We start from the raw sequence: 26,584 nt of genomic DNA, 5'->3' as shown, positions 1-26,584 counted from the left end.
CTCTCCCAAAGGCGAGGGGACAAGAATTCTAGCCCTTGTATCTTAAGACTAGAGAGAAGGGATGAGGGTCTTCTATTCAGCTACTTAGTGAAATCGAGGATGCAAAAGTGCTGGCACTGGGTTGCCTTGTTTGAGATGTTGCTCGACGATCGCAGCCACGTGTTCAGGCTTGACTCGACAATACCAAACTTCGTCGGGCAACACTCGCACGGTTGCGCCCATATTGCACTGTCCTTGACATTCGCTGCCGATGACAGTCACGTTATCGACCGGGTTCGCCAAGAAATAAGCCAGCACCTCGGCTGATCCATTTGCGAGGCAGCTTTGATACTGGCAAACTAAAACTTCAACTTTATTTTCCAAATCCTTTTCCGCGACTGACAGAGGGGACAGTGAGACAGCTTTCTACCTGCGATCGCAAGGCTTCATGATCTAAACCCTGCCCGATCAGCACCAGTTGATTTTTAGGCGTGCTGACCCACTGATCATCATCGAGCGAGAACCGCTTGCCGCTCAAGTGAAAAATGTGACGCTTGGGGCTTTCATCAAACCAGAGAATGCCTTTAGCGCGAAACACATTCGTCGGCAACTGATTGTCTAAAAAGTGTTGAAACTTGCGAATGTTGAAGGGACGATCGCTCTCAAAAGAAACCGACGTAAAGCCGTCATTCTCTAAGTGATTTGAGTGGTGATGGTGGTCATGATCGTGATCGTGTTCACACTTGCCATGATCGTGATCGCAAGCAGAATGATCCTCATGTTCGGGGGCGTGGGCGTGGGCGTGATCGTGATGATCGGACTTCTCAGCTTCTTCAGCAAAGTATTTATCTGACTCAAACAATCCCACACTCAGAAGGGCTGCCAGAGGTGCTTGTCCCTTGACGGTTCGCAAAATTCTTGCGCCTTCTTTGATATCTCGAATTCGTACTTCTAGCGAGTCAAGATCGGCTTCATCAACGAGATCTGCTTTGTTGAGGAGAATGATATCTCCGTAGGCGATCTGACTATAAGCCGCTTCGCTGTTAAACAAATCTAAGCTGAAGTTTTCTGAGTCAACCACGGTGATGATCGAGTCGAGTCGAGTCATGTCGCGCAGTTCGGTGCCTAAGAACGTCATTGCGACAGGCAACGGATCTGCCAATCCGGTAGTCTCGACGACGAGGTAATCGATCGAGTCTTGCCGCTCTAAGACTTTATAGACGGCTTCTACCAGATCATTATTAATGGTGCAGCAGATACAGCCGTTGCTGAGTTCGACCATGTTGTCGTCATCGGTTTTGATGATCAGTTCATTATCGATGCCAATTTCGCCAAACTCATTCACCAACACGGCAGTTTTCACTCCCTGCTGATTGGTCAAAATGTGATTTAAAAGCGTGGTTTTGCCGCTACCCAAAAAGCCTGTAATGATGGTAACGGGAAGCCCATGTTTAGGGACATCCATTGCTGATGTAGAAGAGGTGGCTGCTGTTTGCATAACGCGCTTGCTAGAAACATCAAAAAATGAAGACGGTCGAGAGCCAGAATGATTTCTGTCAAATTCCCGATCGCTCTTTCCTATTATTGCTGATCTACGATTGTATGATGAGCACTCGCAGACAATCGACCCATTTCAACCCTGACCCCTATGCCCTTAACGCTTTATAACACCCTGACTCGTCGCAAAGAAGTCTTTGACCCGATCGATCCCCATCAGGTGCAGATGTATTATTGCGGCGTAACGGTCTATGACTATTGCCATTTGGGGCACGCCAGGGCTTGCATTGTGTGGGATACGGTGCGTCGCTATCTCAAGTGGCGCGGCTATAACGTGCGCTATGTGCAAAACTTTACCGACATTGATGACAAGATTCTGAATCGAGCGCGGCAAGAAGGCACCTCAATGGAAGCCGTCGCCGAATTTTATATTCAGGCATATTTTGAGGATATGGCGCGGCTAAACGTCATGGAGGCAGATGAATATCCCCGTGCGACGCATACGATCGACGGCATCAAACGCCTCATTCACGAATTAGAGCAAAACGGAAATGCCTACCCCACTGCGGGAGATGTTTACTACTCGGTTCGCAGTTTTCCGGGCTATGGCAAACTGTCTGGGCAAAAGCTAGACGAGATGCAGACCGGGGCGAGTGGACGAGTTGAAGCCACACACGAAGCAAACCAGCCGCAAAAAAGAGATCCGGCTGATTTTGCGCTGTGGAAGTCAGCCAAACCTGATGAACCTGCCTGGGAGTCGCCTTGGGGAGCGGGTCGTCCGGGGTGGCACATTGAATGCTCGGCAATGGTGCGCGAGTGCTTCGCAGATGCCAGTGGCAAACGGCTCGGTGACACGATCGATATTCATGCTGGGGGCAATGATCTGATCTTTCCGCACCACGAAAATGAGATTGCTCAATCAGAAGCGGTGACGGGCAAGCCTCTCTCTCGCTATTGGATGCATAACGGCATGGTGAATGTGGGCGGCGAAAAGATGTCAAAATCGCTTGGCAACTTCACCACGATTCGCGACTTGCTCGATCGTAAAGGCATTGACCCGATGGTGATTCGGCTGTTTGTGCTAGGAGCCAGCTATCGCAAGCCGATCGACTTCACTGACGAGGCGCTGACTGCGGCTCAAAACGGCTGGAACACCCTTAAAGAAGGACTTTTGTTTGGTTATGAATATGGCGATCGTTTGGAGTGGCACGATCGAGAAGACGCGCAAACGTCTATTTTAGAGCAGTTCCAGACCGCAATGGATGACGACTTCAACACCTCTAGTGGGTTGGCGGTCTTATTTGAAATTGCCAAAGCATTGCAGCGCGAAGGCAATCTGCTCGTTCATCAAGGCAAAACTGATGCACCACCCGACACTTTAAAGCAGCAGTGGCAAACGCTAATAGAACTCGCCCAAGTTCTGGGCTTAGAAGCCAAACCAGAAGATCCCACCTCAACAAATGGGTTGTCGGATGCTGCGATCGAAACCGAAATTCAGCGACGACGAGACGCGAAGATCGTCAAAAACTTTGCTGAAGCCGATCGCATTCGCAACGAGCTGCAAGCTCAGGGAATTACGCTAATTGACAAACCGGGGGGTGAAACCCTTTGGCATCGAAGTTAGACTAGAAACTGCGTCAATTGTTCCCCTGTGGTAGAACTCATCCGCAGAGGCAAAATGGGCGTTGCTGGATAGCGGGATGAATCATTGATCGCGCTATCCTCGGAACGCCCCCTAAATCCCCCATTCTGGGGGACTTTGAATGTCCGGTTCCCCTAGAATTGGGGGCTAGGGGGCGAATTCATCCCATCGTTCAGCAAAGCCGAAAAATGTTCATGACTTCTCCGAGCGTTAATCATGATTGTTGAATTGTCAAACTTGCTCTCAGCCCTCAACGTCTCAGCCGACTGGATTGGGCTAAGAGCCACTCAGGAAGCCTCTACCCATCGCACCGTTCGGGATGGCATCCCCGAATATAATCGCACCACGACCACCCAGGGCATTATGGTCGAAGTGTTGGTGAACGGTCAAATTGGCTATGCCGCGACCAATTTGCTGACTTTAGAAAGCGTTCAGGCGGCAGCATTAACGGCTCAACGTCAAGCGATCGCTGCCAGCGAATGGAACATTCACCCAACGCCGCTATCCGCTCGTCCCAAAGTGGTTGAAGACTACACTTCGCCGATTCTCAAGCCGTTTGACGCGCTGACTCCCGGTGAGATTAGCGAAATTCTGACCAAGATTTGTCAAACTCTGAAAGTTTCTGATCAGATCGTTCAAACGAGTGCAACGGCGATCGTCACCGAAACCGAAACCTGGTTTGTCAGCAGCAATGGGTCTGAGGCGCACCAAAAATTTTGGATGATTAGCACCGATTATTCTGCGACAGCTCAAGAAGGCGCGATCGTGCAGCGGCGATCGAACAACGGTGGGTTGGCTCACTGCTATCAAGGCGGTATTGAACATTTGGTTACGCCTGACCTGTGGCAGCGAGTTAAACAGATTGGCGACCAAGCGATCGAGTTGCTGACCGCAGAAGAATGTCCGACCGAAACGACCACATTGGTGTTAGCGCCTGATCAAATGCTGTTGCAAATTCACGAAAGTGTAGGGCATCCGCTAGAGCTAGACCGAATTTTAGGTGATGAGCGCAACTATGCAGGCGGCAGTTTCATCAAGCTAGAAGATTTTGGTAAGCGGGTTTACGGTTCACCGTTGATGAATATCACTTTTGACCCAACTGTGCCGGGAGAGTTTGCCAGCTACCGCTTTGACGACACAGGCACTCCGGCAACTCGTGAATATTTGATCAAAGAAGGCACCTTAATGCGCGGTGTGGGCAGTCTCGAAAGTCAAGCCAGAGCTGGAGTTTTGGGAGTCGCCAGCACCAGAGCCTCGTCGTGGAATCGACCGCCGATCGACCGCATGGGCAATCTGAATCTCGAACCCGGAAGCGGTAGTTTTGAGGAGACGATCACCAGCGTCGATCGCGGCATTTTTATGGAAGCGAATCGCTCTTGGTCGATCGATGATCAGCGTCATAAATTCCAGTTCAGTTGCGAATATGGCAGGTTGATTGAGCAGGGCAAACTGACTAAAACCGTGCGAAATCCCAATTATCGAGGAGTCACGCCAGAGTTTTGGGGCAGCCTGATCAAAGTGGGCGATCGCTCCACCTGGCAGATGTATGGCACGCCGTTTTGCGGCAAAGGCGAACCCAATCAGGCCATTCGAGTCGGGCACGGCTCACCTATAGCGGTGTTTGCCAATGTTGAAGTGTTTGGAGGTGGGGCATGACGAAAACCGTGAGTTTCTTAGAAAGCAGCTTTGATCAATTGGTGGAGACGATCGCCGATCAGCTTAAACCTGACGAACATTTCACCCTCAGCCTGAATAGTGAGCAAAGCCAATTTACGCGATTTAATCACGCCAAAGTTCGCCAAACCGGATCAGTTAACGATGGCAGTTTGTCTCTAACACTGATGCGAGATCAGCGCAGTAGCGATCATCAGTTTCCTTTTACTGGAGACTTGGAGATCGATCGACCCAGAGCCAAAACCGCTTTAGAGGCGCTGCGAAAAGACGTGTCTCAACTTCCGGTCAACCCTTATTTGGTGCTGCCGTCTGGCAATGCGACCAGCCAGGAAATTTATACGGGACAGCTTTTGACGATCGATGAAGTGGTGCCAACCTTGCTGCCTGTGGTTGCTGATTTGGATTTCACAGGCCTTTATGCAGCCGGATTAATGATTCGAGCCTATGCCGATTCGGTTGGGCAAAAACACTGGTTCGCAACGGAGTCTTTTTCGCTAGATTACTCGCTATTTACCCCAGATGGTCAAGCGGTTAAAGGCACGTTTGCGGGCGATCGCTGGGATCAGTCTGCCTACGCGACTAAAATTCAGACCTCAAGACAGCAACTCGATCGCCTCAGCCAACCGCCAAAATCGATCAGCCGGGGAAGCTATCGCACTTATTTGGCACCTGCCGCGATCGCTGAACTGGTTTATATGCTGTCTTGGGGTGGTGTGAGTGAGTCATCTTTTCAACAGGGCGGCAGTTGTTTGGGCGCGATGCGACGCGGAGAAAAGAAACTCTCGCCTAAATTCACCCTGCGCGAAAACTTTCGACATGGGTTAGTGCCTCGATTTAACGAGTTAGGCGAAGTTGCCCCGTTAGATCTGTCGATCGTCGAAGAAGGCGAACTAGTAAATATGCTCATCTCTTCTCAAACTGCAAAGGAATATAAGCTGGTTGCCAATGGCGCAGATCAAGGAGAGACATTGCGATCGCCCGAAATTGCGCCTGGTGAGTTGTCGAGTGAGCAGATTTTGGCAACATTAGGAACGGGCTTATATCTTTCAAATCTGCACTATTTGAACTGGAGCGATCGCCCCACTGGGCGGATTACGGGCATGACTCGCTATGCCTGTTTTTGGGTTGAAGAGGGCGAGATTGTGGCCCCGATCGAGAATCTGCGGTTTGATGACAGCTTCTATCAATTTTGGGGCGAAAACCTGGCAGCATTGACCAACTTCCAGGAATTTATTCCTGATGTGGGCACTTATGAAAATCGCAATCTCGGCGGCACTTGGGTTCCCGGAATGATTGTGAATGACTTCACGTATACGCTTTAAGACTTGCTTAGAAACGGCTGCTCATAAATGCGACTAATGCTAAAGGTGATGTGCGTTTCGCCATTTTGCCAAGTGAGTTTGGCGATCGTCACATCGGCATAAGCCACCCAATGTTGATCGACTAATGGAATGGGAACGTCGATCGGAATGATTCGATATTCTGATTTCTTAACCTGATGAGTTGTGTTTAACTCCAATTTAGATGGATATCCCTGCGACGAATTCAGCTTTAAAATGCTGTTGACTTGACACGGCATTCCCATAAAAGACTCCATAAAATAAAGTTGATGTTTTCCGGTTGCAATTGATGGTCGCTACCCCAAACTACCGCTTCACTTCGCTCGAACATCAGATTGACTGCATAGATTTTTGAACGGGTTGCCGAATCGGAATCTCAATCACAAACTCTGAGCCTTCTCCTAACTGCGATCGACACCACAATTTGCCACTATGTTTTTCAATAATTTGGTAGCTGATTGATAACCCTAACCCGGTGCCTTTACCCACAGGCTTTGTGGTGAAGAAGGGGTCAAAAAGTTTTGACTTTATATCATCGCTAACGCCAAATCCGGTGTCTTTGATCGAAATCTGTATCCAATCGTCATCAATCTGTTGAGTCGTGAGGGTAATTACTCCTTTTAGCTCTAAATCTGACTCGAGTTGGCGATCGCGCTGTTCTTGAATGGCATCGATCGCATTGGATAGGAGGTTCATCAACACCTGATTTAATTGGCCCGCAAAACACTCAACTAAAGGCAACTCACTATAGTGTTTCAAGATTGTGATCTCGCCATAGCCTAAGTTTGCTTTAGTGCGATGCTGCAAAATCATCAAGGTGCTATCAATGCCTTCATGAATGTTGACAGACTTGACTTCTGCTTGATCGAGACGAGAGAAATTTCGCAACGACAAGACGATTTCGCGAATCCGCTCGGCACCCACCTCCAGAGAAGAAAATAACCGGGGCAAATCTTCGATCACAAAGTCTAAATCAGTGGCTTCTGCTTGTTGAAGAATTGCTTCATGGGGTTCGGGGTAGTGTTTTTGGTAGAGTTGCAGCAGTTCCAACACCTGATTGACATAGTTTTTCATGTGTGTCAGATTGCCATAGATGAAATTTACAGGATTGTTAATTTCGTGGGCAACGCCTGCCACAAGTTGCCCTAAACTAGACATTTTTTCGCTCTGAATCAGACGGCTCTGAGTCTGCTTGAGATAGTCGATCGCTTCTGAAAGTTTTTGGGCTTGCTCACGAGTTTGATTGAGCAACGTCGCGTGCTGCAAGGCGACCCCTAACTGCTCACTAATTTGACCGATGAATTTAATTTCGGAGGGTTGCCAGTCTCGATAGCCTCGACACTGCTGAATGCACAATAAGCCCCAAAGATAATCTTGTCTAAACAAAGGCACTACCAGATTGGCTTTGATTTCAAACTGCGCCAGCATTTTAAGATAACACTCGTCGTGTCCCCCTTCATTGACATTAGAAATGGCATGAATCTTTCCCTGGCGATATTTTCGGATGAACCCTTCTGAATTGCAAAGATCGGCAATTTCGACATCAAGGGCTGCTGGAAACTCAGGCAAGACATCTTCGGCAACTGCGGCTCCGCCTTCACACGCAGTTTCTGAATGGAAGCGATAAACCAGAACCCGATCGACATCTAGCATTTGTCTAATTTCAGTGGCGACGGTTCTAAAAATCACGTCAAGCTCTAATGATTCTCTGATCTTGGTGATGATTTTCGATAGGGTTTTTTGTTGCTCAAATGCCTGTTGCAGTTCTTTGTTTGACTGTTGCAGTTCTTCAGTGCGGGTGTGTACTTGCTGCTCTAAATTGATGTTGAACAATTGCACTTGTTGGTGCAGGCGATATTGCTTAATCGCATTCGAGAATCGCTCACCCAACGCTTGTGCTAGCTGAGTTTCGCCCGCTGTCCAAGGGTGTGCCTGCCCAATTTTTAGCTGTCGCCAGGTCTCAAACGATTGACGTGCCATGAGTTGGCGAGTATCGGGGTCATGGCTGCCCGCCCAAGGAATCTCGGTGTCTACTTCGTCGCGACCGATCGTTAAGCAGCCCAAAACCTCTGACCCCGATCGTAGCGGCACAATCATTAGCCCGCGAGTCTGAGTGTCTTGAAAATAAGGCGCTATCGTCCGAAGTAGAGGTTCTTTATAAAGGTCATTGATCACCCACAAATCGCTGTCTGAGGAGTTTTGCGGCGGTTCTTTTAACTCATAAACTGACCGCATCCATTCAACAGACCAGGGCTTAACGCCATCCGGTTGAAGATTAACCCCTGATCGCAAATATCGGTTCCAGAGATAATTTTCTTCGATCGCGCGATCGCGTTCGAGTCGTTTCGGTTGATTTCCAAAGAGATAGAGTTCGCTGCTCTGATCGCTATCCGCGAGTAAATAGATCCGCCCGCTTGAACCTTGAAACGCAGAGACGGTTGCTTCTAGGGCTGCTTGCAGTTGAACGGTAGGACTAGCGTGAAGCACTGCGGTGACTTGGTTAATCACAGACTGTTGCTGCGCCTGTTCACGCACTTGGACGAGAAGAATCGATTGGGCGATCGCCACCGACATCTGATCAACGACTGCCTGAATAAAGTGCAGTTCTGCTTCGGTGACAACACGAGTGTCGGCATGATGCGACACCAACAAGCCCCACAACTGAGCCGACGGGGCCAGAGATGGAAGCTGGTTTTTGCCCGTTTCGTGGTCGTCTAGCACGATCGGCACCACGACCGAAGACTTCACGCCCATTGCCGTCAAATATTCCACATGGCACGGATCGACGGGACGATAGCGAATGTCTTGAGGGGGTTCTATAGGCTTTCCTGTTTCTGGGCAGGTGAGCGGACTGATTCCGATCTCGTGGGAGATTAGATCGACTACCGATCGCTGCCGTGCCCGCACAAACAACTCTCGTGCATAAGGGGGAATGTCATCGGCGGGAAAATTTAATCCGAGCAAAGAGGGCAGGCGATCGTCTTGAATCGATTCAGCGATCACGACTCCATGAGCATCAGGGCTAAACTGGTAAATCTTGACGCGATCAGTTCCCAGATAAGATCGGACTTCTGCTACGGTTACGCTCAAAATCTCTTGCAGTTCGAGCGATTGCCGAATTCGATTTGTGATGCGATGCAAAAGAATTTCCTGAGTCAAAGTCGCCTGTCCATCTTGCGGGTCGTGCATAAAGCTACTTTTAAAAAAGATTATAGGAATACTAGACCTCCTGCACGAATCCGGGAACGCCCCCTAAATCCCCCAATTCTGGGGGACTTTGAACTCCGGTTCCCCCAGAATTGGGGGTTAGGGGGCGAGATCGCAGGGTGGTTTACGTCGAGAATTTTATTCATGCAGGAGGTCTACTGAACTTAGCGTTCCCAAACTCTCAAAGTGTCGCAACAAGATCGCGCACGTGTTACAAAAATTCTCAAAATGGGGATAACACCCAAAGTGGTCAAAGAAGCGCTTGACGCGGATCTGTCGCATTCACAAATCAAATGGGTATCAGTTTGTTAACGTGAGTTCGATAGAAGTGGTTCACTCCGATGATGAATTCGAGAGAGCTACCTAAATTCCCCAAAATTGGGTGATTTTGAACCAGAAGCTTTGGCTTGAAGTCCCCCAAATTGGGGGATTTAGGGGCAGAAGCTGCTGAGAACGAAGCGAAAAAACTCGTCGAACTCACGTTTGGTTAGGACAAGGGGCTTAAGCCTCTTGTTGGTTATAACAGTGCAGTGATTCTAATGCTTACGTTCAGCAAGTTTTAAAGATGCCTGTCAAATTCTCTCAGACAAGATGCGTTAAGGTTTCAACTAATAGTTGATTTTGTTCGTCGGTGCCGATCGTAATTCGCAGTTTGTCTGACAAACCCGATCGGTTAAAGTAACGCACTAAGATTCCTTGCTCTTTTAATGCGAGATAAAGCTGCTCTGCATTTCCTATAGGCGGCTGAGTGAGCAAAAAGTTAGCTTGAGAATCCCACAGCCGAAAGCCCAGGTTTTTGAGGTCGAAAAACAGGTTTGAGCGGGATGATTTGACTCGTTCTGCACAACTATTTTTATAGAGTTGATCGCGCATGGCAGCCGCCCCGATCGTGCAAGCGATCGCGTCAATGTTATAACTATCTTTTACCTTAAACAATCCACTCAATAGAGCCGGATTTGCAATGCCAAATCCAAGACGTAATCCTGCTAGAGAATATCCTTTTGACAATGTGCGAGTGATAATCACGTTATCAAATTCTTTCACAAGTGGTAACGCAGTTTTTTCAGCAAAGTCAACATAGGCTTCATCAATCACTAAAACGCCCGATAAGCTTGTCGCTAACTGTCGGAGATCGTCGATCGACACACTATGACCTGAAGGACTGTTGGGCGTGGCAATCAGCGTCACGGCACCATTTGCGGCAATCAGTTCGGCGATCGGAAGCTGATAATTTTCTTCATAAGGCACTTCAACAAATTCGGCGCCTTGCACCTCGGCTAAGGTCTGATAGAGTACATAAGTAGGCATTGGGTAGACAACCTTACGTCCCAATTCTGCACAGGCGCGAATGATCACATTCAGCAAATCATCGCTGCCGTTGCCAACAATAATCCAATCAGCCGGAACGTCTAATGCTTGACTCGCCGCTTGCCGAAACTCATTCGCAAATGGGTCTGGATAGCGTCGCAGCCACTCAACATCTAGAGTTCGCAGCACCTCGATCGCAGCAGGAGATGGCGGATAAGGATTCTCATTCGTGTTGAGCTTGATGACAGGTATCCCAGGCTTGGGTTGCTCACCGGGAATGTAGCCAGCGATCGCATCAATGCCAGGGCGAAAATAAGAGGTCATAACACGCGATAGGTGATGAAGACCCTCTATTGTAGCCCGCCTCTGCTTTCCCAGCTTGTTGAGGAGATTCGTTCTCGATCGTATTACTTTATCAACAGCGTGGATAACCAGCAGATCAAGAATGTAAATATCCATAGGCATCTATGAAGAACATTCGTGTGATCTTGAAGGCGGTGCTAAAACTGCGATCGCATGAATACTTCCATTGCAGCCAAAAAAGTCAATGCAAATGCTAAGAATGACCGTTGAAGATGTACTGGTTAATCTAAAAGACTTGTTAAACGAATTGGCAGAGGGAAAACAAGTTGTTCTGATGGAGAATGATCAGGAAATTGCCCGCTTAGGAACGTGAATTTATTAAGGTGCAACTTCTCGGACTCAACTAGAGTGTAGATAAGTTTGTTGATGACTCCGTTTGAGTCGGCTTGTGCCCCCTAAATCCCCCATTTTGGGGGACTTTGAAACCGGGAATTTTGGCTCAAAGTCCCCCATGAATGGGGGATTTAGGGGGCGAAGATCTCAGCCATGACGAATCAAAAGATTTGATTACAAGTTTGACAGGTTATTTAATCCACGATCCTTAGTTCCCTCGATAAATCGAGTTTGGCTAATTGAAGATACTAGAGATTTTCGGCGATCGCTGCAAACAAGTGGGGAGAGTTTGAGTTTTACGGTCATCCGCGATCGTGAGGTGGAACGCGGGTTCTCGACGACAGGCTCAGAGTTTTATCAGTCAATAAAAATTTATTTCTAGGGTTTGCGAATGTATCCCCATTTGCCGCTCATCATTACACGGGCTAATCCTTCAGAAAAGGAGCCAGCTTCATCAAATTGAGGTGCGATCGTCACACGTCCAGTTTTGTCAATATAGCCCCACTGACTGCCGATTTTGACAGGCGCAAATCCGTCAGAGAAATCGGACGCAAAATCGAATTTGGGAGCGATCACTAGCTTGCCTGTCCGATCGACATATCCCCATTTATTTTCGACTTCAACTAATGCCAATCCGTTAGAAAAATCAGACGCAAAATCGAATTTGGGAGACACGATCGCGACCCCATTTTGATTGATATAGCCCCACTTATCCCCGACTCGGACTCGTGCGATCGCGTCAGAAAACTTAAACGCACCATCAAACTGAGGCTGCACCGCTAATTTGCCTGTTTTATCAATATAGCCCCAGCGATCGCCGATGCGGACAGGCGCAAGATTTTCAGAAAACTTCCAGGAGTCGTCAAATTTTGGCGCGATCGTGACTCGACCTGTGCGATCGACATAGCCATATTTCTGACCCATTTTAACGGCTGCCAATCCTTGAGAAAAGCTCGAAGCTAATCCAAATTCTGGGTTGATGATCACCTTTCCCTGTTTGTTGATAAAGCCGTAGCGATTCTTAACTTTGACGGCGGCTAACCCTTCTAGAAACTGCGAAGCGCCTTCAAATCTGGGATTGATTGATACGGCTCCTGTTTGGTCAATGTAACCATAATTGCTGCCGACTCTGGCGATCGCTAATCCTTCCGAAAAAGGAGAGTAACTCTCGAATTCTACTTGAGGCGTGACAACAACTTTGCCCGTCCGATCGATGTACTTGAATTGATCGCCAATTCTCACCAAAGCAGACCCTTCTGAGAAATCTGAGGCACTGTCAAACTGATCAGCGATCGCTAAGGTTGTAGACGTTTGTGAATTCGATTGAGCAACCAGTTTAGGTATTGCTCTTGATTGCTGGCTCGACGGAATTAAAACAGCAAGCAAAACAACTGCTGGAATGGGTCGTTTCCAAAGACGAATTGACATAGGGAATGCCTGATGTGAGGAGAAAATTTGCTTTCGCTAATATCTGCCTAGTGTATCGATCGTTCCTCAAAGTGTTGTCAGCCAATCAGCATATTATTTGATTCGGTTTGTAGCTCAATTCCTTGAATGGAGTAATCCAACAACTGCATAGGGTGCAGCACCGGAACGGTCTTACCCTGAAGTTGCAGATGCTTAGAAATTTGCACAAAACAGCCAATATTTGCCGATGCAATCAGTTGCGCCCCGGTGTTAGTCAAATTTTCGACCTTTTGCCGTCCCAATTCTTCAGCGACATCAGGGTGCAGAATGTTATAAACGCCTGCACTTCCACAGCACAGGGCTGCATCGATCGGTTCTCGCAACTGCACACCCGGAATCTGCTTTAACAGTTGGCGTGGCTGAATGCTAATCTTTTGCCCGTGTAGCATGTGACAGGCATCTTGATAGACCATCACCAACGGTTTGTCTTGCAAGGGTGAGAGTTTGACAGTCAGCCCCACTGCCGCCAAAAATTCCTGCACGTCTTTAACTTTGCTAACGAATTCCTGAGCTTTCTCGTAATAGTCCGGGTCATCTTGCAAAATGTGCGCGTATTCTTTGAGCGTATGACCACAGCCCGATGCGTTGATCAAAATGGCATCCACATTGCTGTCTGCAAAGGCATCAATCATCTGACGCGCAAAGGTTTTTGTTTGTTCTTCTTGCCCTTGATGATGAGACAGTGCCCCACAACAACCCTGAAGCTGAGGCACCACAATTTCGCAGCCGTTAGCAGTCAATACACGCACCGTTGCATCATTCACAGCCGGGTTAAATAGACGCTGCACACAGCCCAAAATCATACCGACTCGATAGCGTTTCTGCCCCTGTGCGGGAATGAGAGCGGGAATCGTATCTTGAAACGCACCTGCCGAAATATTTGGCAACACCGATTCCATTGCGGCTATTTGAGGTGAAATCTGTTTGAGGAAGCCTAGCGATCGCACCAGTTTCTGCAATCCCGATTTTTGATAAAGCCCTAAAGGACGCAGCAAAACGCGCATCCGATCGGGGTAGGGAAACACCGAGAAAATTAATTGTCTGAGCAGTTTCTCAGGCAGTGGACGCGAATGATTGCGCTCAATTTGCGGTCGAGTTGCTGCGATCAGCTTGTCATATTGCACTCCAGACGGGCAGGTTGTCACACAGGCAAGACAGCCCAAACACGAATCAAAGTGCTGCACGGTTGCCGGAGATAGCGGAATCTCGCCCTCATTTACCCCATCCATCAGATAAATTCGACCTCTGGGCGAGTCGGTTTCTTTGCCAATGACTCGATAGCTGGGGCACGTAGACAAACAAAACCCACAGTGAACGCACGAATCGATCAGGGTTGGGTCAGGGGGATTGTTTGGGTCAAATCCAAGAAATTGCTTTGCAGCCGACTCAGCAGAAGTGACAGGATTTTCTGACGTTTGCATAATTTAGATTCCACCGACAAAGCGACGAGGACTCAACAGAGAGTTTGGATCGAACTGAGTTTTAATCTTCTGCATTAGATCCAGGGCATTTCCAGCGTAGCCCCAAACATCAATTTGTTGCTTGAAGGGAATGGGAGCTTGCAGCACCGAGAGATAACCACCTGCATTTTGGCAAAGCGATCGCAGCTCTTGAATCATAAAAGTCTTGGTCATCGCTCCTTCTAGAACCAACTCGCCAACCCCGCTGCCTAGATGAATCACGGCTCCAGAATTTTTGGCTAATTGCTCAATCTGAGTAAGCACCGCGATCGCCTCTGACGGCTTAACTCCTATCTTGCAGACGATCGCGTCATTTGGGCTGACACCCATCATTCGTTCTCGCAGTTGCTTCCATAGAGTCGCTTCATCTGTTTCTGGATAAAGCTGCGACGACAACCCCAACGCTGAACCGACTTCGAGCGATCGGGCAGCCTGTTCTTTCACACTTTCAAAAATGGTTTGAAACTGAATCAATAAACCGATCTCTGTTCCCAAATTTAGATCAGCCATGACTTGAGTAGACAGCACCTCGATCGCGGTCGGCGTAAGCGCAGAATTTAAGAACGTTTGGGCGGCTTGAGCGATCGCGTCGGGTTGCCCACTCAGCACCACCGTCTGTGAAGCTTGAGGAAGAGGATAGACCCGTAAAGTTACTTGCGTGATAATACCGAGAGTTCCATATGCCCCAGTCAGCAATTTCATCAAGTCGTATCCCGCGACGTTTTTGACCACGCGTCCGCCCGCCTTGACGAGTTGCCCATCGCTGCGGACGAATGAAATGCCTAAAATCATGTCGCGCACACTGTGATAGCGGTGCCGCAATGCTCTAGTGTCTGCCGTTGAAATAATTCCGCCTAACGTTGCCTGGTCAGGATAGTGAGGATCGATCGCCAAAAACTGCCCCGACTGACCTAACAAATTTTGCACATCCGAGAACTTTTTTCCCGCTTCAGCCGTGATGGTTAAGTCACCGATCGCATGATCAATTAATCGATTAAGTCGCTCAGTGCTAATCACCAGATTTACCGCGTCAACCAGCCCGCCCCAGTGCAGCTTGCTTTTTCTGCCACAGGGCAACACTCGCCACCGATTTTGGTCGGCACACAGCATCACTGCCGCCAATTCTTCTGGCGTGTTGGGGTAAACCAGATAGGTGATTGACTGACTCGAAGGTGTGGCTTGCAAAATCGGCGATCGTTCAGTCTCGGTCAGAGTGTCCCAGGCACAAACCCCTGCAACTCCAACAATGTTTTCTAAAACTTGGGCAACGGCTTTCATCAAGGTGTGACGCAGTTCACTGCAAAGGGTGAGAGAACAGAGTGAATATACTTAAGTACTACTGAGAAAAAACTAACCAGGCTTGAAGAGGTTCACAGTTGCAGATGCGATCGGGTAGGGAATAATGCCCTTGCAGTCAGTTGGAGGTCTGTGAAAACACAATTCCTCAAAGCTTCTGCTCGATCGCTTCTAAGCTCTCGATTATAGAGTGCCATTGCTCCTCCCTGTTGCGGTTAATTAAAAGTTATCAGCGATGCAACTCACCGAATCACCCTCTTCATTGATTAAGCTTCAACACGCGATCGACCAGTGGACAATCCACGATCCTGAGTTAGCGGCACAGCTCCGATCGTGCCTGTCAGACGTGAAAATGACGATCGTTCAACTTCAAGAGCAGTCAATCTGGGAGCGAGAGCAGTGTCAACGAGCCGAAGCCAAAGTTCACTTTCTAGAACACCGAAAACAGGCAGAAGAAGCCCTCCGCGACGCTAAAGAAGAATTAGAGATTCGAGTTGAAGAACGCACCGCAGAACTCCGCGACACCAACCAGCAGCTTCAACTAGAAATTGCCCAGCGTAAGCAGATTGAGCAAAGTCTGCGAGAAAGTCAAGTCTGTCTACAGTTGCTCAATAATATTTCGAGAGGCATTACGTCGGGTCTATCAGCCGAGCAAGTGATCGAATCGACGGTTCGACAAATCGGACAACATTTTAAGACGCTCCGAATTCTCTATGGGGTGATCGTCGATGGAGCGATCACAGCCGTTCATTCCGCCCAGCCCGAAACGATGATCAAGCTAGAAGGAGCCGTTTTGGAGGTGAAACAATCACCTGAATATTTGGAACTCATCGATCGCCGCCAACCGATCGTCGTCGCCAATGTCACTCAAGCCAGCTTTCTAGCACCTCTTGCAGACGGCATGCTTTCCAGAGGAACCCGCGCTTTGCTTGCGGTTCGCGTTCAGCATTCAGCCCAAGAGATTGGGTTACTCAGCTTTAACTCGCCTGAGCCGCGCCAGTGGAGTGATTACGAGATTTCAACGCTCACCGAAATTGCTGATTATCTGTCGATCGTGCTTCAAGAAGCGCAAGCCCAGCAAGAGCGCCAGCACGCCGAAGACCGCCTCCGTCTATTTGAGTCAGTCGTCATTAATGGACAGGATGCAGTCATCATCACCACTGGCAACCCTGACGATCTCAAAATCACCTACACCAATTCTGCATTCACAGAGTCAACAGGTTATGCGCTAGAAGAAGTTCTCGGTAGGACTCCTCGCATTCTGCAAGGAGCCAAAAGCGATCGTGCTCAACTCAATAAAGTTCGTCAAGCGCTGCTTCACAACAAGCCCATCCAGATAGAACTTGTCAACTACCGCAAAGACGGCTCTGAGTTTTGGATCGATCTCAACCTCGTGCCCATCTTCGATAATCAGGGAAGTCTCACTCATTACGTGGCTTTGCAGCGAGATATCACCGATCGCAAGTGGTCAGAAAAGGCTCTGATTGCCATCCAAGAGCGTCTAAAGTATCTGCTCTCTTCTAATCCCTCAGTCATCTACACCTGTCACCCCAATCGCAACCGCTCTTGCACATTTGTCAGCGAAAATATTACTCAGCAATTAGGCTATGAAGTCTGGCAATACTTAAAAGAATCTCGTTTTTGGCTCGATCGCATTCATCCTGATGATTTGCGAAACGTACTAGATCATATCGCTCAACTTTTCGAGATAGAACAACTCACTTGTGAATATCGATTTCTGCATCAAGATGGCTCCTATCGCTGGCTGCGAGACGGCATGAAACTTCTGCGCGATCGCCAGGGACAACCCGTTGAAATCATTGGCTCAGTCATTGATATCACCGATCGTAAGTGGGCAGAAGATCGGGTTCTCGCTTCTCTCGAAGAAAAAGAAGTGTTGCTTAAAGAAATTCATCATCGCGTTAAAAACAATCTTCAGGTGATCTCTAGTTTGCTAAAGCTGCAAGCTGGGTACATTAAAGACGATCGCATCTTAGAAGTGTTTAAAGAAAGTCAAAATCGCGTCCGGGCAATGGCATTAATTCACGAAAAACTCTACCAATCAGAAGATTTAGCCAAAACTGATTTTGCAGAATATATTCGCAGTTTAGTCACCGATTTATTCCGCTCCTACTCAGTCAGTTCACGGTTAATTAAGCTGAATGTCTATGTGAAAGATGTGCGTCTCAGCATTGATACAGCCATTCCCTGTGGGCTAATTATCAACGAACTCATTTCAAACTCGTTGAAATATGCTTTCTCAGCAGGTCAGGCAGGCGAAATTAGCATTCGCCTCTTCTCTGAAGCTGAAAATTATTACACCTTAATTGTTCAAGATAACGGTTCAGGGTTTCCCACCGATCTAAACTTCCGCAACACAAAATCTTTGGGTTTACAGCTAGTGTGCAGTCTCACTAAACAGCTCCACGGCACCATTGATTTAGAGTGCCAGCGCGGCGCAGTTTTTAAGATTAGTTTTGCTGAGCAAAAACAAAAGGTTTAATCGATGTTAGCTGCTAAAATTCTGGTCGTTGAAGATGAAAGCATTATTGCTTTAGATATTCAAAATAGTTTAGTCAATGCTGGATATAATGTCGTTGCGATCGCCACCTGCGCTGACGAAGCTCTCGATCTAACTGCCCAGTTCCATCCTGATCTGGTGCTGATGGATATTCGACTACGCGGCGAAATGGATGGCGTAGAAATTGCAGAAAAAATTCGTAGAGAGTTCAATCTTCCAGTAGTCTACTTGACGGCTCACGCGGATGAAAATACTTTGCGACGAGCCAAGATTACTGAGCCTTTTGGTTACATTCTGAAGCCGTTTGAAGATCGAGAGTTAATTACTACGATCGAGATTGCGCTCTCTCGCTATCACGCTGAAGTTGCGATTCAATTAGCGCTGGTAAAAGAGAAAGAACTCAATCAAATCAAATCGCGATTTGTTTCGGTGGTCTCTCACGAGTTTCGCAATCCTCTCAACGCGATTCTTTTCTCGACTGAGCTTCTAGAACGCTACGACTCAGAGCTTTCATCAGAGAAAAAGCAAGAATATTTACAGCGCATTCAGCTATCGGTGAGACGAATGGATCAATTACTAAGGGATGTTTTGACCATCGGAGAAACCGAGTCAGGCGATTTGCCCTTTAATCCTCAGCCGCTCGATCTGCTGCAATTTTGTCAAGACCTGATTGAAGAATTGCAAGTGAGTCGATCGTTGAATTGTCCGATTCATCTCACTCACAAAAATGCAGATTTTGTAACTTCAGAGGATCTATCTTTCCCCTGTTTAGATGAGAATCTGTTACGACATATTTTGGATAACTTGTTGTCGAATGCAATTAAGTATTCTCCACAAGGCAAAAATATAGAATTTAACTTAACCTATAACAAGGAAGCCGTTGTCTTCCAGATTCAAGATTATGGGATTGGAATTCCGATCGCCGATCAACCCCGATTGTTTGATTCCTTTTATCGCGCCAGCAATGTCAAAACGATTTCTGGAACGGGGTTAGGATTATCAATTGTCAAACAATGCGTAGATTTACACGGTGGCACGATCGCAGTGATCAGCGAAGTCGAAAAGGGAACCATTTTTACAGTTACGCTACCGTTACAGCACTGCTAATGAAGAAAATTTTAGTCATTGAAGACGAACAAACGGTTCGAGAATCGATTTTAGACTTGCTAGAAGCAGAAGGCTTTAGCGGTTTGGGTGGTGAAAATGGCAATGTTGGGCTTCAACTTGCCCGCGACAACCACCCTGATTTGATTCTCTGTGACGTGCAGATGCCTGATTTAGATGGCTACTCTGTTCTGACTCATCTCCGCCAAGTCGCTGACACGGCAGACATTCCCTTTATCTTTCTCACCGCCAGGGGCACAAAAGCAGATGTTCGGTATGGCATGGAGCTAGGAGCCGATGACTATCTCACCAAACCCTGCACTGCTACAGAACTGTTGGGTGCTATCTCAGGTCGCCTTGAAAAACAAGCTGCACTTCTAGAACGTTACAACAAACAGACCGCAAGAACTCAAACCGAAGACATCGCCAGATCCGCTCCACGAAATGTTCACGCTTCTCGCCCCGAATCTTCTCAGCAGCCAGATCTTGAAGCGACTCATGCCTCTAACACCCGCGATGGGTTATTAAATCACTTCTATCAAGAGCTACGCAATCCTTTGTCTAACATCAACATGACGCTGCACCTGTTGAAAACTGCGTCGATCGCGACAAGTTTTGAAACCAGTGTCGCCACGATTCAACAAGAGTATGGGCGAGAACTGGCAATTCTTCAGCAAGTCTATAAACTGCAAAATTTTCTGATGCCAGAAAGTGCCGCCCTGCTTCAAAACTGTCATTTAATCGAGTTGCTTGAAAGCGACTTAGATGAGCCAGATTCAAATAATTGAAACAATCTTCGCTCAAATCAATGGGCGATAAAAAAGCCACTCAAACCGAATCCTTGCTTCTGAATGCTAAAGAAATGAGTGGTATAGACGCTAAAGAAAACGCAATTCTGACGGTGAGTGTAATGCTTGATTGTAGAAGTCAAAACCTCCTGAGGCACTGAAGTGGCTGCAAAGCAAGCAGACGATTTCGGTTTCTGACACGCCGCAGATTGCAGATTTTGGGCAACCCAGGCTGCGTAGGCATCTTCTCCAGGATTAGTCGCAGCTAGTAAAACTGCTGCACAAACAACAGGAATCGCAAATTTCAGCATTTTATCCTCTCCAAAATCGTGTTTGCGGTCTGGTCATTCCTTTTCGGCTCTCGATCGGGTTTGCTCTGCCTCAGTTTTAATCCGCTGCCACTTCCTGATTTGTTGGCAAATTCGCGCTCGAATTAGGTCATAATCTTCTTCTGCTTCAGCTTTGAGTTTGACGACCTCTTGAGCAATCTGTTCTGTGTTATTTTGCCAAGCGTTGTGTTGATCGCTAGGAATTTCAAAGCCGCGATATCCAGCTACATCAAACTTTTGGGGCATGGGAAATTGATTCGGTAGCTGCTGAAGAACTTGCCGCAGTTTCTCATTCCGCTCCTCGATATCTTGGATGCATTCTGCTTCTAGCTGCTCGATTCGCACCTGAGAAAATTCGCTTCTAGCGTTGGCGCGGGCACCCTTCACCGTTTTGATTTCAGAAGGAATCGCTGCCGTAAAATGCTTGAACACCGCATCCAATTCGTATAGGCGTAGAGTTTGCTCTTGTGAAATTGTGCCATCTGGTAAAAAGTCCCGATAGTCGGAGATCAGTTCTGCACAGGAATCAGCAAAGTCTGCGCGATCGCTTTGCAGCAATGCCGCCAGCCAAATCAACGCCACGGGCAGAACACTGCTCAAAATTGCCCACTCGGTTGACTGGGGGTTCTGCTGCACCTGATAAAAAATCGCGGCTCCTTCTAGCAGGCTGACGACGATCGTCACCCCCAAATCGAGCCAAAATTGCCCTTGCAGATTTCCTCCCTCAACCCGACTCAGACAAGACTGCTGACCCCTATAGAAATCTCGAAAAAACTCGTTTTGAGCCGACGCTTTTTGCAGAGTTTGGATCATTTGCAGTGCCTGACGAGAATCGTGGCGACGACGCAGTTTACCCAGTCCGCGCACAGCCCGATTGTGAATTAACCACGCAAAAGCCGCCCCTACCAACAGCCCAATTCCTTCAGACCATTCTTGACGACCTAAAAGCTTGGCCAACTGAGTGGGCAAGGCATTAAAGGCCAGCATTCCTAAAAATAGAACAAACAGCTCGACCATTAAGATGACTGCTTTTGGCCAACGATGCAGAACAATTGCGGCAAAGTGTTCGATGCGTGTCTGAGCCAGAGTCGTTTCTCCGTCCTGTATCTGAAACTGGGCCATCTCATGACGGCTGTCGTAGTCAATGCGCTGAATCTGAGGTGAGAGTCGCCAACTTGCGATCGTCTGTTGCGACCAAGCAAACGAATCTTCAGGAACATATTGCGGACGTGATAGTGCAGTCATTGGTAGACTCCTTTATGAAAGCAGGGGAAGGTATCTAAGGCAGGTGGCGTGCTGTGTTGAAGGCTTGCTTGATGTAGGGTTCAAAGCTCTCGATCGGACAAAGCTCAACTTGCGGAATGCCTTGAATCGCTTGCTCTAAATCACTTTGCAGCTCTCCGGTTGGCCCGAAGATGATTACCGTGCTGCGGTCATTTGTGATTTGCTGCAACTGCGATCGCACCCGCTTAAAGTCCAATCGGGTTCCACGGAGACGAGGTTCGGCGTTTTGCAGCCAAACCGTGATCACGCCGGGGTTTTGATTGCCACGAGTCCGCTGTGATTTGAGTTGATTCTGAACTTTGTCGAGTAGGGCGATCGGATCGGTGCCACGTTGTTTGCCTACGCTTGGCGGAATGCGATCGCGACGAATGGCATCACATTTTTTGAGTAGAGCAGCGACATCATTGACAACCGCTGCTTGCGTTACTTCTGGACGATCGGCAAACCCGATTGAGACAGCATAATCTCCTTCCTTCAGCGATCGTGTCGCCGCAATGCAGTGCTTTACGGCAGTTTTGATATCATCCAGGGCAGACCCAGAAAAATCGTTGGCGTGAATGCTGATGACACGAGATTGGCGATGACTAAGCAGAGTCGGAATGACGACAACCCCCACGGCAAACACGCCAGCACCGACCATCACAAGTTTCTGGAACAGTGAAGCTTTTGGAGAAGACGGATCAGATGAGTAGTGGGCAGATGGATGAGAGCGATCATGGGTGTCAAGCTCTGGTTTGGGCAGTGTACGCATGGTCATTCTCCAATTGGGAACGGGTAAATCACGGAGAGGGCAATTCAGTAGGAGCCTGGTCAGGTTGAGGCGTGGGCGATCGCTGGCTCATGATCAGCATGACTACTAAAGATGCGATCAACAGAGGTAGAAGAAAGGGATCAAGATGGATACCATCATTGATATCGCGCTCTAGACCGCATCTAAGGCAGACATAGCGCGTTACTCGCTGGGGATCGTTGACAAATGGACAGTTTCCCTGATTACAGTCGGAAGGGCAGTTCATTCTGAGTGATTCCTCCTGGATAAACTAAGTTGTTATTTCTAAAATCGGCGTATTTTGATCTGTCCTGCCCAAGCAGTTTTGCGGTTGCTTAGACAAATTTATGAATTAACGATAGCACAAAAATCTTAAATTGATATCAAAAAACGATATCGTGCTGCAAAAAGTAGAGTTAAAGATATCCTCATAAAGGTTGACAATGATATCTGGTTACGATATCAAGAGAGCAGTGTATTGAAGCTCAGATTGACCTCTGACTGCTGCATCAGCTAACCTTCTTGTTCAAACAGATAACTGGCATTGCGTCAGGGATTTACTAATGCCCCCGATACGGTTCTAGTGTTCTTACAGAGCTTCAGGTATGCTGATGTAAACTCTCCGCTAAAAGTTTTCTACCCAGATTCTTCTAGCCGAGTCAGCCAAGCTGAAGTCCACCACCTCCAGAAACGTTCTAAGGTGAGGATTTTCATTTTTGCTGCAAAAAAGTTTGGTCAGTCTGAGCTTCGATCGCGAAAAACTCGAATGTGCATCCACCATCCTGACAACCACAATGATCAGCAGCAGCAAACTCTTGAGTGCATTTTCAAAGACCCGCCACTCACCGACATTCTTTGGACGAACGCGATCGCGCTTCTAGCAGGATTGCAAGGGGCAACGATTCGTGAGATGAGCAACAAAATTTGTGTTAGAGTACCTCATCCTGATTGCGACCACCGAATTACCATCCTCTCTCCCTTGGGACATGATGAGTGTGTGGACGAATATCAGGTGATGAAAATTCGAGAGTTTTTGACCATGTTGGACATTAGAACTAGCAGAGGGAACTGATTCTATGCTGAATTACTTGGGTTACACAGCATCCCTCTCGATTGATGAGAAAGCAGAATTAGTCTGTGGCAAGGTCAACAACGTGAGTAGAGAGCTTCTGCACTTTCAGGGAAAGACGGTTGAAAAAGCGAAAGAAGAATTTGAGAAGACGATCGACACTTACCTGAAGTTTTGCAAGCTTGAGAAAGTTGAGCCTGAAAAGCCTGAAAATTTTTCTGGGAAACTTCCCTTTCGCACGTCGCCAGAAGTTCATCGAAATATTGCTCATACGGCTAAAGATGCAGGCAGAAGCATCAATTCTTGGCTAGAAGAAGCAGCCATTAAAGCCCTACAAGAGAGCAAAACAGACGAAAAAAAAACTGAGGAAGTAGAAATCCCCGCTACGATGCTTCTACAACTCAAAAAACATCCTGAACTAATGGAGCAATTTCTCGATCAAGTCACCCCTTCGCTGAAGAAAAGCAACGCAGTCGGGGCGATCGACTTCTTAAGTGCCGTGGAAAAAGTTTTACCAGGTTTAGAAGCAATCCGCTCTCACTTAAGGACATCCGACCCTCAGACAATGACTAAAGTTGTCAGCGCGATCGAAGATTGGATTGAGCGTACAAAGATGACCAAACACAATCAAACTCGTCAACAAGCCTAGTTAAGAATAGAGCCTGTGGGAGCCTCGTTCTTAGCAGCTAAGTTTGTTGCGTTCTTTTGACTGCTGCGATCGCACCCTTTTTTCGCCTTAAAACTTAAATCTAGTATTAATACCTACCCAACGCTTAGAATTGTGTTAACCTATGTAAAAAGTAATAGCCAAGAAATAAAATCGGGATTGCACTCCCAAACAGATTGCGGCTTACTATCGCAAGCACAAATTCGCCATTCCTGGATGTGCGCCTAGAATCTTTGCTGACTTTGTTGTCAAACAGTCTCCTGACTAGCTAGGAGATCCCAGTCACTACTCTTTTGAGGGCGGGGTGCAGCAACTGATGAGTCTCATTACCCTTGCAAGCGATACGTTAGCTCGTCTATATGGAGAACCCTCTGGCTTCATCACAGAGCAGAGATATTTGTGCTGGGATCTTTTACAGCAAATTCATCAATGCTGTCCAGCTATCGGAGTCAAGGTTATGGTCGCTCCAGCGACACTCGACTCAATCTTAAGTGACTTGAGTGCTGCTAAACGAGCATCTATCCTTTGGCAGCTTCAGCAATCCGGTGTAGAAATTCCGCCTCGCTATCAGTATAAGAAAGGCAGAGCGCTCGCATCCGAAAAATTGGCGGCAGCAGAGTTAGAGTTTGCGATCGTTCATCGAGTCTCTGCACTGATCACCTACAAACCATACAGATATGTGGGCGGCGATCGCGCAGTGTCGATCTGGACAGTGGAGCAGTTATTAGAACACATTGCCCAAGAGTTTAGTACCTCTGCTAAAACCGCTGAAAATGCGTCGGAAAGCAATCAAGAGGCTGCGACTAGCCCGGCAATTCTCGCAGCAGTTGGGGCGATCGTTCGTCACTTGACTCGACGCATCTCGGCGAAATTTCAGAGAATTGATTATAGTAAAACTTCTGACAAGCTGATACTGCTTACACTAAGCAAAAGTGCATTTCAGAGAAGGACGATCGAGTTTCACGCACCTACGACCAGTCGCTTAAATAGCAACGCAGCATTGAATGCTCACGAAAATACAATTAAGCAAGCTGCTGCAAATACATTTAACAATGCTAATGATGGAAAACTAAACCAGTTAGCGAATCAAGGCGGACAATTTTCTGGATTGTGGTTGTTGTCCCAAATCTCAAAAAATGACAATCGCTCTGATTCTCCATTTGAAACGGTGCAGCGATCGCCTGCTCCAACACCTTCATCCTTGGTGCGAAACTACGATTTGAGCACGTCGATGAATTCACAAAACACCAAATCTCAGCACAGTGGCTCCCCCGATCGTGCCTCGCCTGAATGGGTTGAATCGGACGACGATCGAGCAATTTTTATCCCTAATCCTTTCATTTTTGCAGGCAGCGATTTTGATAACCTAGATGTGACAGGCTTCAATACCACACTGCTTCTGAGGTTTAGCCTCCCTAAAGAAACGCCACGATCTCCATCCATCTCATTCAACCAGACAAATCCTGCTGTCTCATTCGCCGATCCCAGTAGCGAATCAACAAATCAGCCTAGCGATCGCCCTGATCTGAGCGCAGATATTGGCAAGCCCAGAACTCAAGAGCTAGAGAAAACGCATTCGATCGTGACTCCTGAAATAGTGGTCATCGCTCCTCCTCAAGTCTTGGATGGCTCTGGGGGAATCCACTCTTTTACGCTGACAACAGGCAGTTACGAAGTCAGAAATTTTGGGGGCGTTGGCACAAACAGAAATCCTTCAGACGACATTATTCGAGAAGTGGATACTCTCTACTTTCAGGGACCGCAACTGATCGCCAAAAATCTGCTCCTCGATCAGCAAGGCAATGATTTGACCCTCACATTTGCGGATGTACAAAATATAAGCATTATCCTCAAGGATTTTAACCTAGAAAATCTTGACAACTTCTTGACCATCAGTGAAACTCCGCTCATGCTAGGCAACATCGTGTTTAACGGAGAAACAACTTCCATTCAAGACTCGTTTGATGTGATAGATGCTAACCTGATCATTGCTCAAGTCTTCAACCGAAACTCAGTCACCTTTCTGAATGACTCGGATAACGATGTGATGGGCTTCGACGATTCTAACGACGTGATCAATAGTCAGGGTGGAAATGATTTCCTTAAAGGACTCGGTGGCGATGATATTCTTCGGGGTGGCGCAAGCGATGACATTCTCTGGGGCGGAACAGGTGCCGATATTCTCGATGGCGGAACAGGGAACAACTGGCTGACTGGAGGAGCGGGTGCCGATGTCTTCAGGCTATGCCGGAATGGATTGAGCCAAGTCATCGACTTTCAGGTTGGCGAAGATCGCATTGGCTTGCCTGCGGACATCCAGATTGACCAAGTTGCGATCGAGCCAGGAACCGAACTCAACAGCAGCACTTTGATTCGATTTAAGCCTGATGGCTCCCTGCTGATGTCTCTATCGGGTGTCACAGCAAGCTCCTTAACGACGGACATCTTTTTGCCAAACGCTTCAAGTTTGATCAGAGATTAAATGCT

At 47.7% G+C, this 26,584-nt stretch carries 21 protein-coding genes; 9 read left to right on the top strand and 12 right to left on the bottom strand.

What is annotated here, in order from left to right:
• Positions 1 to 84 precede the first annotated feature (84 nt).
• Both BRW63_RS19410 and BRW63_RS19405 read right to left on the bottom strand, forming a co-directional pair.
• Positions 85 to 363, bottom strand: coding sequence for a (2Fe-2S) ferredoxin domain-containing protein (locus tag BRW63_RS19410; protein ID WP_219898637.1), 279 nt, complete (start codon positions 361 to 363; stop codon positions 85 to 87).
• Entirely contained in the window at positions 353 to 1,477 is a 1,125-nt protein-coding gene (locus BRW63_RS19405) for a CobW family GTP-binding protein (RefSeq protein ID WP_073074050.1), read from the bottom strand. Before BRW63_RS19405 ends, BRW63_RS19410 begins: the two co-directional genes overlap by 11 nt.
• A gap of 150 nt (positions 1,478 to 1,627) precedes the next feature.
• Between BRW63_RS19405 and cysS the strand changes: the two genes are divergently transcribed.
• The 3 genes from cysS to BRW63_RS19390 all read left to right on the top strand — a co-directional run bounded on the left by cysS (position 1,628) and on the right by BRW63_RS19390 (position 6,114).
• On the top strand, positions 1,628 to 3,100 hold the full coding sequence (gene cysS / locus BRW63_RS19400; RefSeq protein ID WP_073074049.1) for a cysteine--tRNA ligase: 1,473 nt from the start codon (positions 1,628 to 1,630) through the stop codon (positions 3,098 to 3,100).
• 234 nt (positions 3,101 to 3,334) lie between these two features.
• Positions 3,335 to 4,774: a TldD/PmbA family protein gene (locus BRW63_RS19395; protein WP_073074047.1), complete on the top strand. Its 1,440-nt coding sequence runs from the start codon at positions 3,335 to 3,337 to the stop codon at positions 4,772 to 4,774.
• Complete coding sequence (locus BRW63_RS19390; protein WP_073074046.1) at positions 4,771 to 6,114, top strand: TldD/PmbA family protein; 1,344 nt, start codon at positions 4,771 to 4,773, stop codon at positions 6,112 to 6,114. Before BRW63_RS19395 ends, BRW63_RS19390 begins: the two co-directional genes overlap by 4 nt.
• On the opposite strand, the gene BRW63_RS19385 is transcribed toward BRW63_RS19390, so the two are convergent.
• The 6 genes from BRW63_RS19385 to BRW63_RS19360 form a co-directional block, all read right to left on the bottom strand.
• On the bottom strand, positions 6,111 to 6,389 hold the full coding sequence (locus BRW63_RS19385) for a DUF2584 family protein (RefSeq protein WP_219898636.1): 279 nt from the start codon (positions 6,387 to 6,389) through the stop codon (positions 6,111 to 6,113). The two genes, BRW63_RS19390 and BRW63_RS19385, sit on opposite strands and share 4 nt — an antisense overlap.
• Before the next feature lie 73 nt (positions 6,390 to 6,462).
• A complete protein-coding gene (locus tag BRW63_RS19380; RefSeq protein ID WP_073074044.1) occupies positions 6,463 to 9,321 on the bottom strand; it encodes a GAF domain-containing sensor histidine kinase in 2,859 nt (952 codons plus the stop codon).
• Positions 9,322 to 9,921: 600 nt separating this feature from the next.
• Positions 9,922 to 10,971: a histidinol-phosphate transaminase gene (gene hisC, locus BRW63_RS19375; protein WP_073074043.1), complete on the bottom strand. Its 1,050-nt coding sequence runs from the start codon at positions 10,969 to 10,971 to the stop codon at positions 9,922 to 9,924.
• A 750-nt stretch (positions 10,972 to 11,721) separates the two neighbouring features.
• Entirely contained in the window at positions 11,722 to 12,771 is a 1,050-nt protein-coding gene (locus tag BRW63_RS19370; RefSeq protein ID WP_083583087.1) for a WG repeat-containing protein, read from the bottom strand.
• A gap of 77 nt (positions 12,772 to 12,848) precedes the next feature.
• The gene (locus BRW63_RS19365; RefSeq protein ID WP_073074041.1) at positions 12,849 to 14,231 is read right to left on the bottom strand and encodes a (Fe-S)-binding protein; all 1,383 of its coding nucleotides are present in this window, start codon (positions 14,229 to 14,231) and stop codon (positions 12,849 to 12,851) included.
• 3 nt (positions 14,232 to 14,234) lie between these two features.
• Positions 14,235 to 15,548 carry an FAD-binding oxidoreductase gene (locus tag BRW63_RS19360; RefSeq protein WP_073074039.1) on the bottom strand — a complete coding sequence of 438 codons (1,314 nt, stop codon included), beginning with the start codon at positions 15,546 to 15,548 and terminating at the stop codon, positions 14,235 to 14,237.
• Positions 15,549 to 15,801: 253 nt separating this feature from the next.
• Between BRW63_RS19360 and BRW63_RS19355 the strand changes: the two genes are divergently transcribed.
• The 3 genes from BRW63_RS19355 to BRW63_RS19345 are packed head-to-tail and all read left to right on the top strand — an operon-like array spanning position 15,802 to position 19,979.
• Positions 15,802 to 18,069 (top strand): histidine kinase dimerization/phosphoacceptor domain -containing protein, encoded by a 2,268-nt coding sequence (locus tag BRW63_RS19355; protein WP_073074037.1) that lies wholly within the window; start codon positions 15,802 to 15,804, stop codon positions 18,067 to 18,069.
• A 3-nt stretch (positions 18,070 to 18,072) separates the two neighbouring features.
• Complete coding sequence (locus BRW63_RS19350; protein ID WP_073074036.1) at positions 18,073 to 19,194, top strand: hybrid sensor histidine kinase/response regulator; 1,122 nt, start codon at positions 18,073 to 18,075, stop codon at positions 19,192 to 19,194.
• Positions 19,194 to 19,979, top strand: coding sequence for a response regulator transcription factor (locus tag BRW63_RS19345; protein ID WP_073074034.1), 786 nt, complete (start codon positions 19,194 to 19,196; stop codon positions 19,977 to 19,979). Before BRW63_RS19350 ends, BRW63_RS19345 begins: the two co-directional genes overlap by 1 nt.
• A 17-nt stretch (positions 19,980 to 19,996) precedes the next feature.
• On the opposite strand, the gene BRW63_RS19340 is transcribed toward BRW63_RS19345, so the two are convergent.
• The 4 genes from BRW63_RS19340 to BRW63_RS27745 are packed head-to-tail and all read right to left on the bottom strand — an operon-like array spanning position 19,997 to position 22,608.
• Positions 19,997 to 20,290, bottom strand: coding sequence for a DUF4359 domain-containing protein (locus BRW63_RS19340; protein WP_073074032.1), 294 nt, complete (start codon positions 20,288 to 20,290; stop codon positions 19,997 to 19,999).
• A gap of 33 nt (positions 20,291 to 20,323) precedes the next feature.
• A complete protein-coding gene (locus BRW63_RS19335; RefSeq protein WP_073074031.1) occupies positions 20,324 to 21,553 on the bottom strand; it encodes a hypothetical protein in 1,230 nt (409 codons plus the stop codon).
• 34 nt (positions 21,554 to 21,587) lie between these two features.
• On the bottom strand, positions 21,588 to 22,343 hold the full coding sequence (locus BRW63_RS19330; protein ID WP_073074029.1) for a hypothetical protein: 756 nt from the start codon (positions 22,341 to 22,343) through the stop codon (positions 21,588 to 21,590).
• Positions 22,344 to 22,371: 28 nt separating this feature from the next.
• Positions 22,372 to 22,608 carry a hypothetical protein gene (locus BRW63_RS27745; RefSeq protein ID WP_143162079.1) on the bottom strand — a complete coding sequence of 79 codons (237 nt, stop codon included), beginning with the start codon at positions 22,606 to 22,608 and terminating at the stop codon, positions 22,372 to 22,374.
• Between the two features lie 453 nt (positions 22,609 to 23,061).
• Between BRW63_RS27745 and BRW63_RS19325 the strand changes: the two genes are divergently transcribed.
• The 3 genes from BRW63_RS19325 to BRW63_RS19315 all read left to right on the top strand — a co-directional run bounded on the left by BRW63_RS19325 (position 23,062) and on the right by BRW63_RS19315 (position 26,579).
• A complete protein-coding gene (locus BRW63_RS19325) occupies positions 23,062 to 23,433 on the top strand; it encodes a hypothetical protein (protein ID WP_073074028.1) in 372 nt (123 codons plus the stop codon).
• Positions 23,434 to 23,437: 4 nt separating this feature from the next.
• Positions 23,438 to 24,079: a type II toxin-antitoxin system HicB family antitoxin gene (locus tag BRW63_RS19320; RefSeq protein ID WP_073074026.1), complete on the top strand. Its 642-nt coding sequence runs from the start codon at positions 23,438 to 23,440 to the stop codon at positions 24,077 to 24,079.
• A gap of 334 nt (positions 24,080 to 24,413) precedes the next feature.
• Positions 24,414 to 26,579 (top strand): calcium-binding protein, encoded by a 2,166-nt coding sequence (locus BRW63_RS19315; protein ID WP_143162078.1) that lies wholly within the window; start codon positions 24,414 to 24,416, stop codon positions 26,577 to 26,579.
• The last annotated feature ends 5 nt before the right edge of the window (positions 26,580 to 26,584 follow it).

The sequence above is a fragment of the Phormidesmis priestleyi ULC007 genome (genome assembly GCF_001895925.1).
In the GTDB taxonomy this organism is placed as follows: Bacteria; Cyanobacteriota; Cyanobacteriia; order Leptolyngbyales; family Leptolyngbyaceae; genus Phormidesmis_A; species Phormidesmis_A priestleyi_A.
This window is presented reverse-complemented; position numbering and strand designations above follow the sequence as displayed.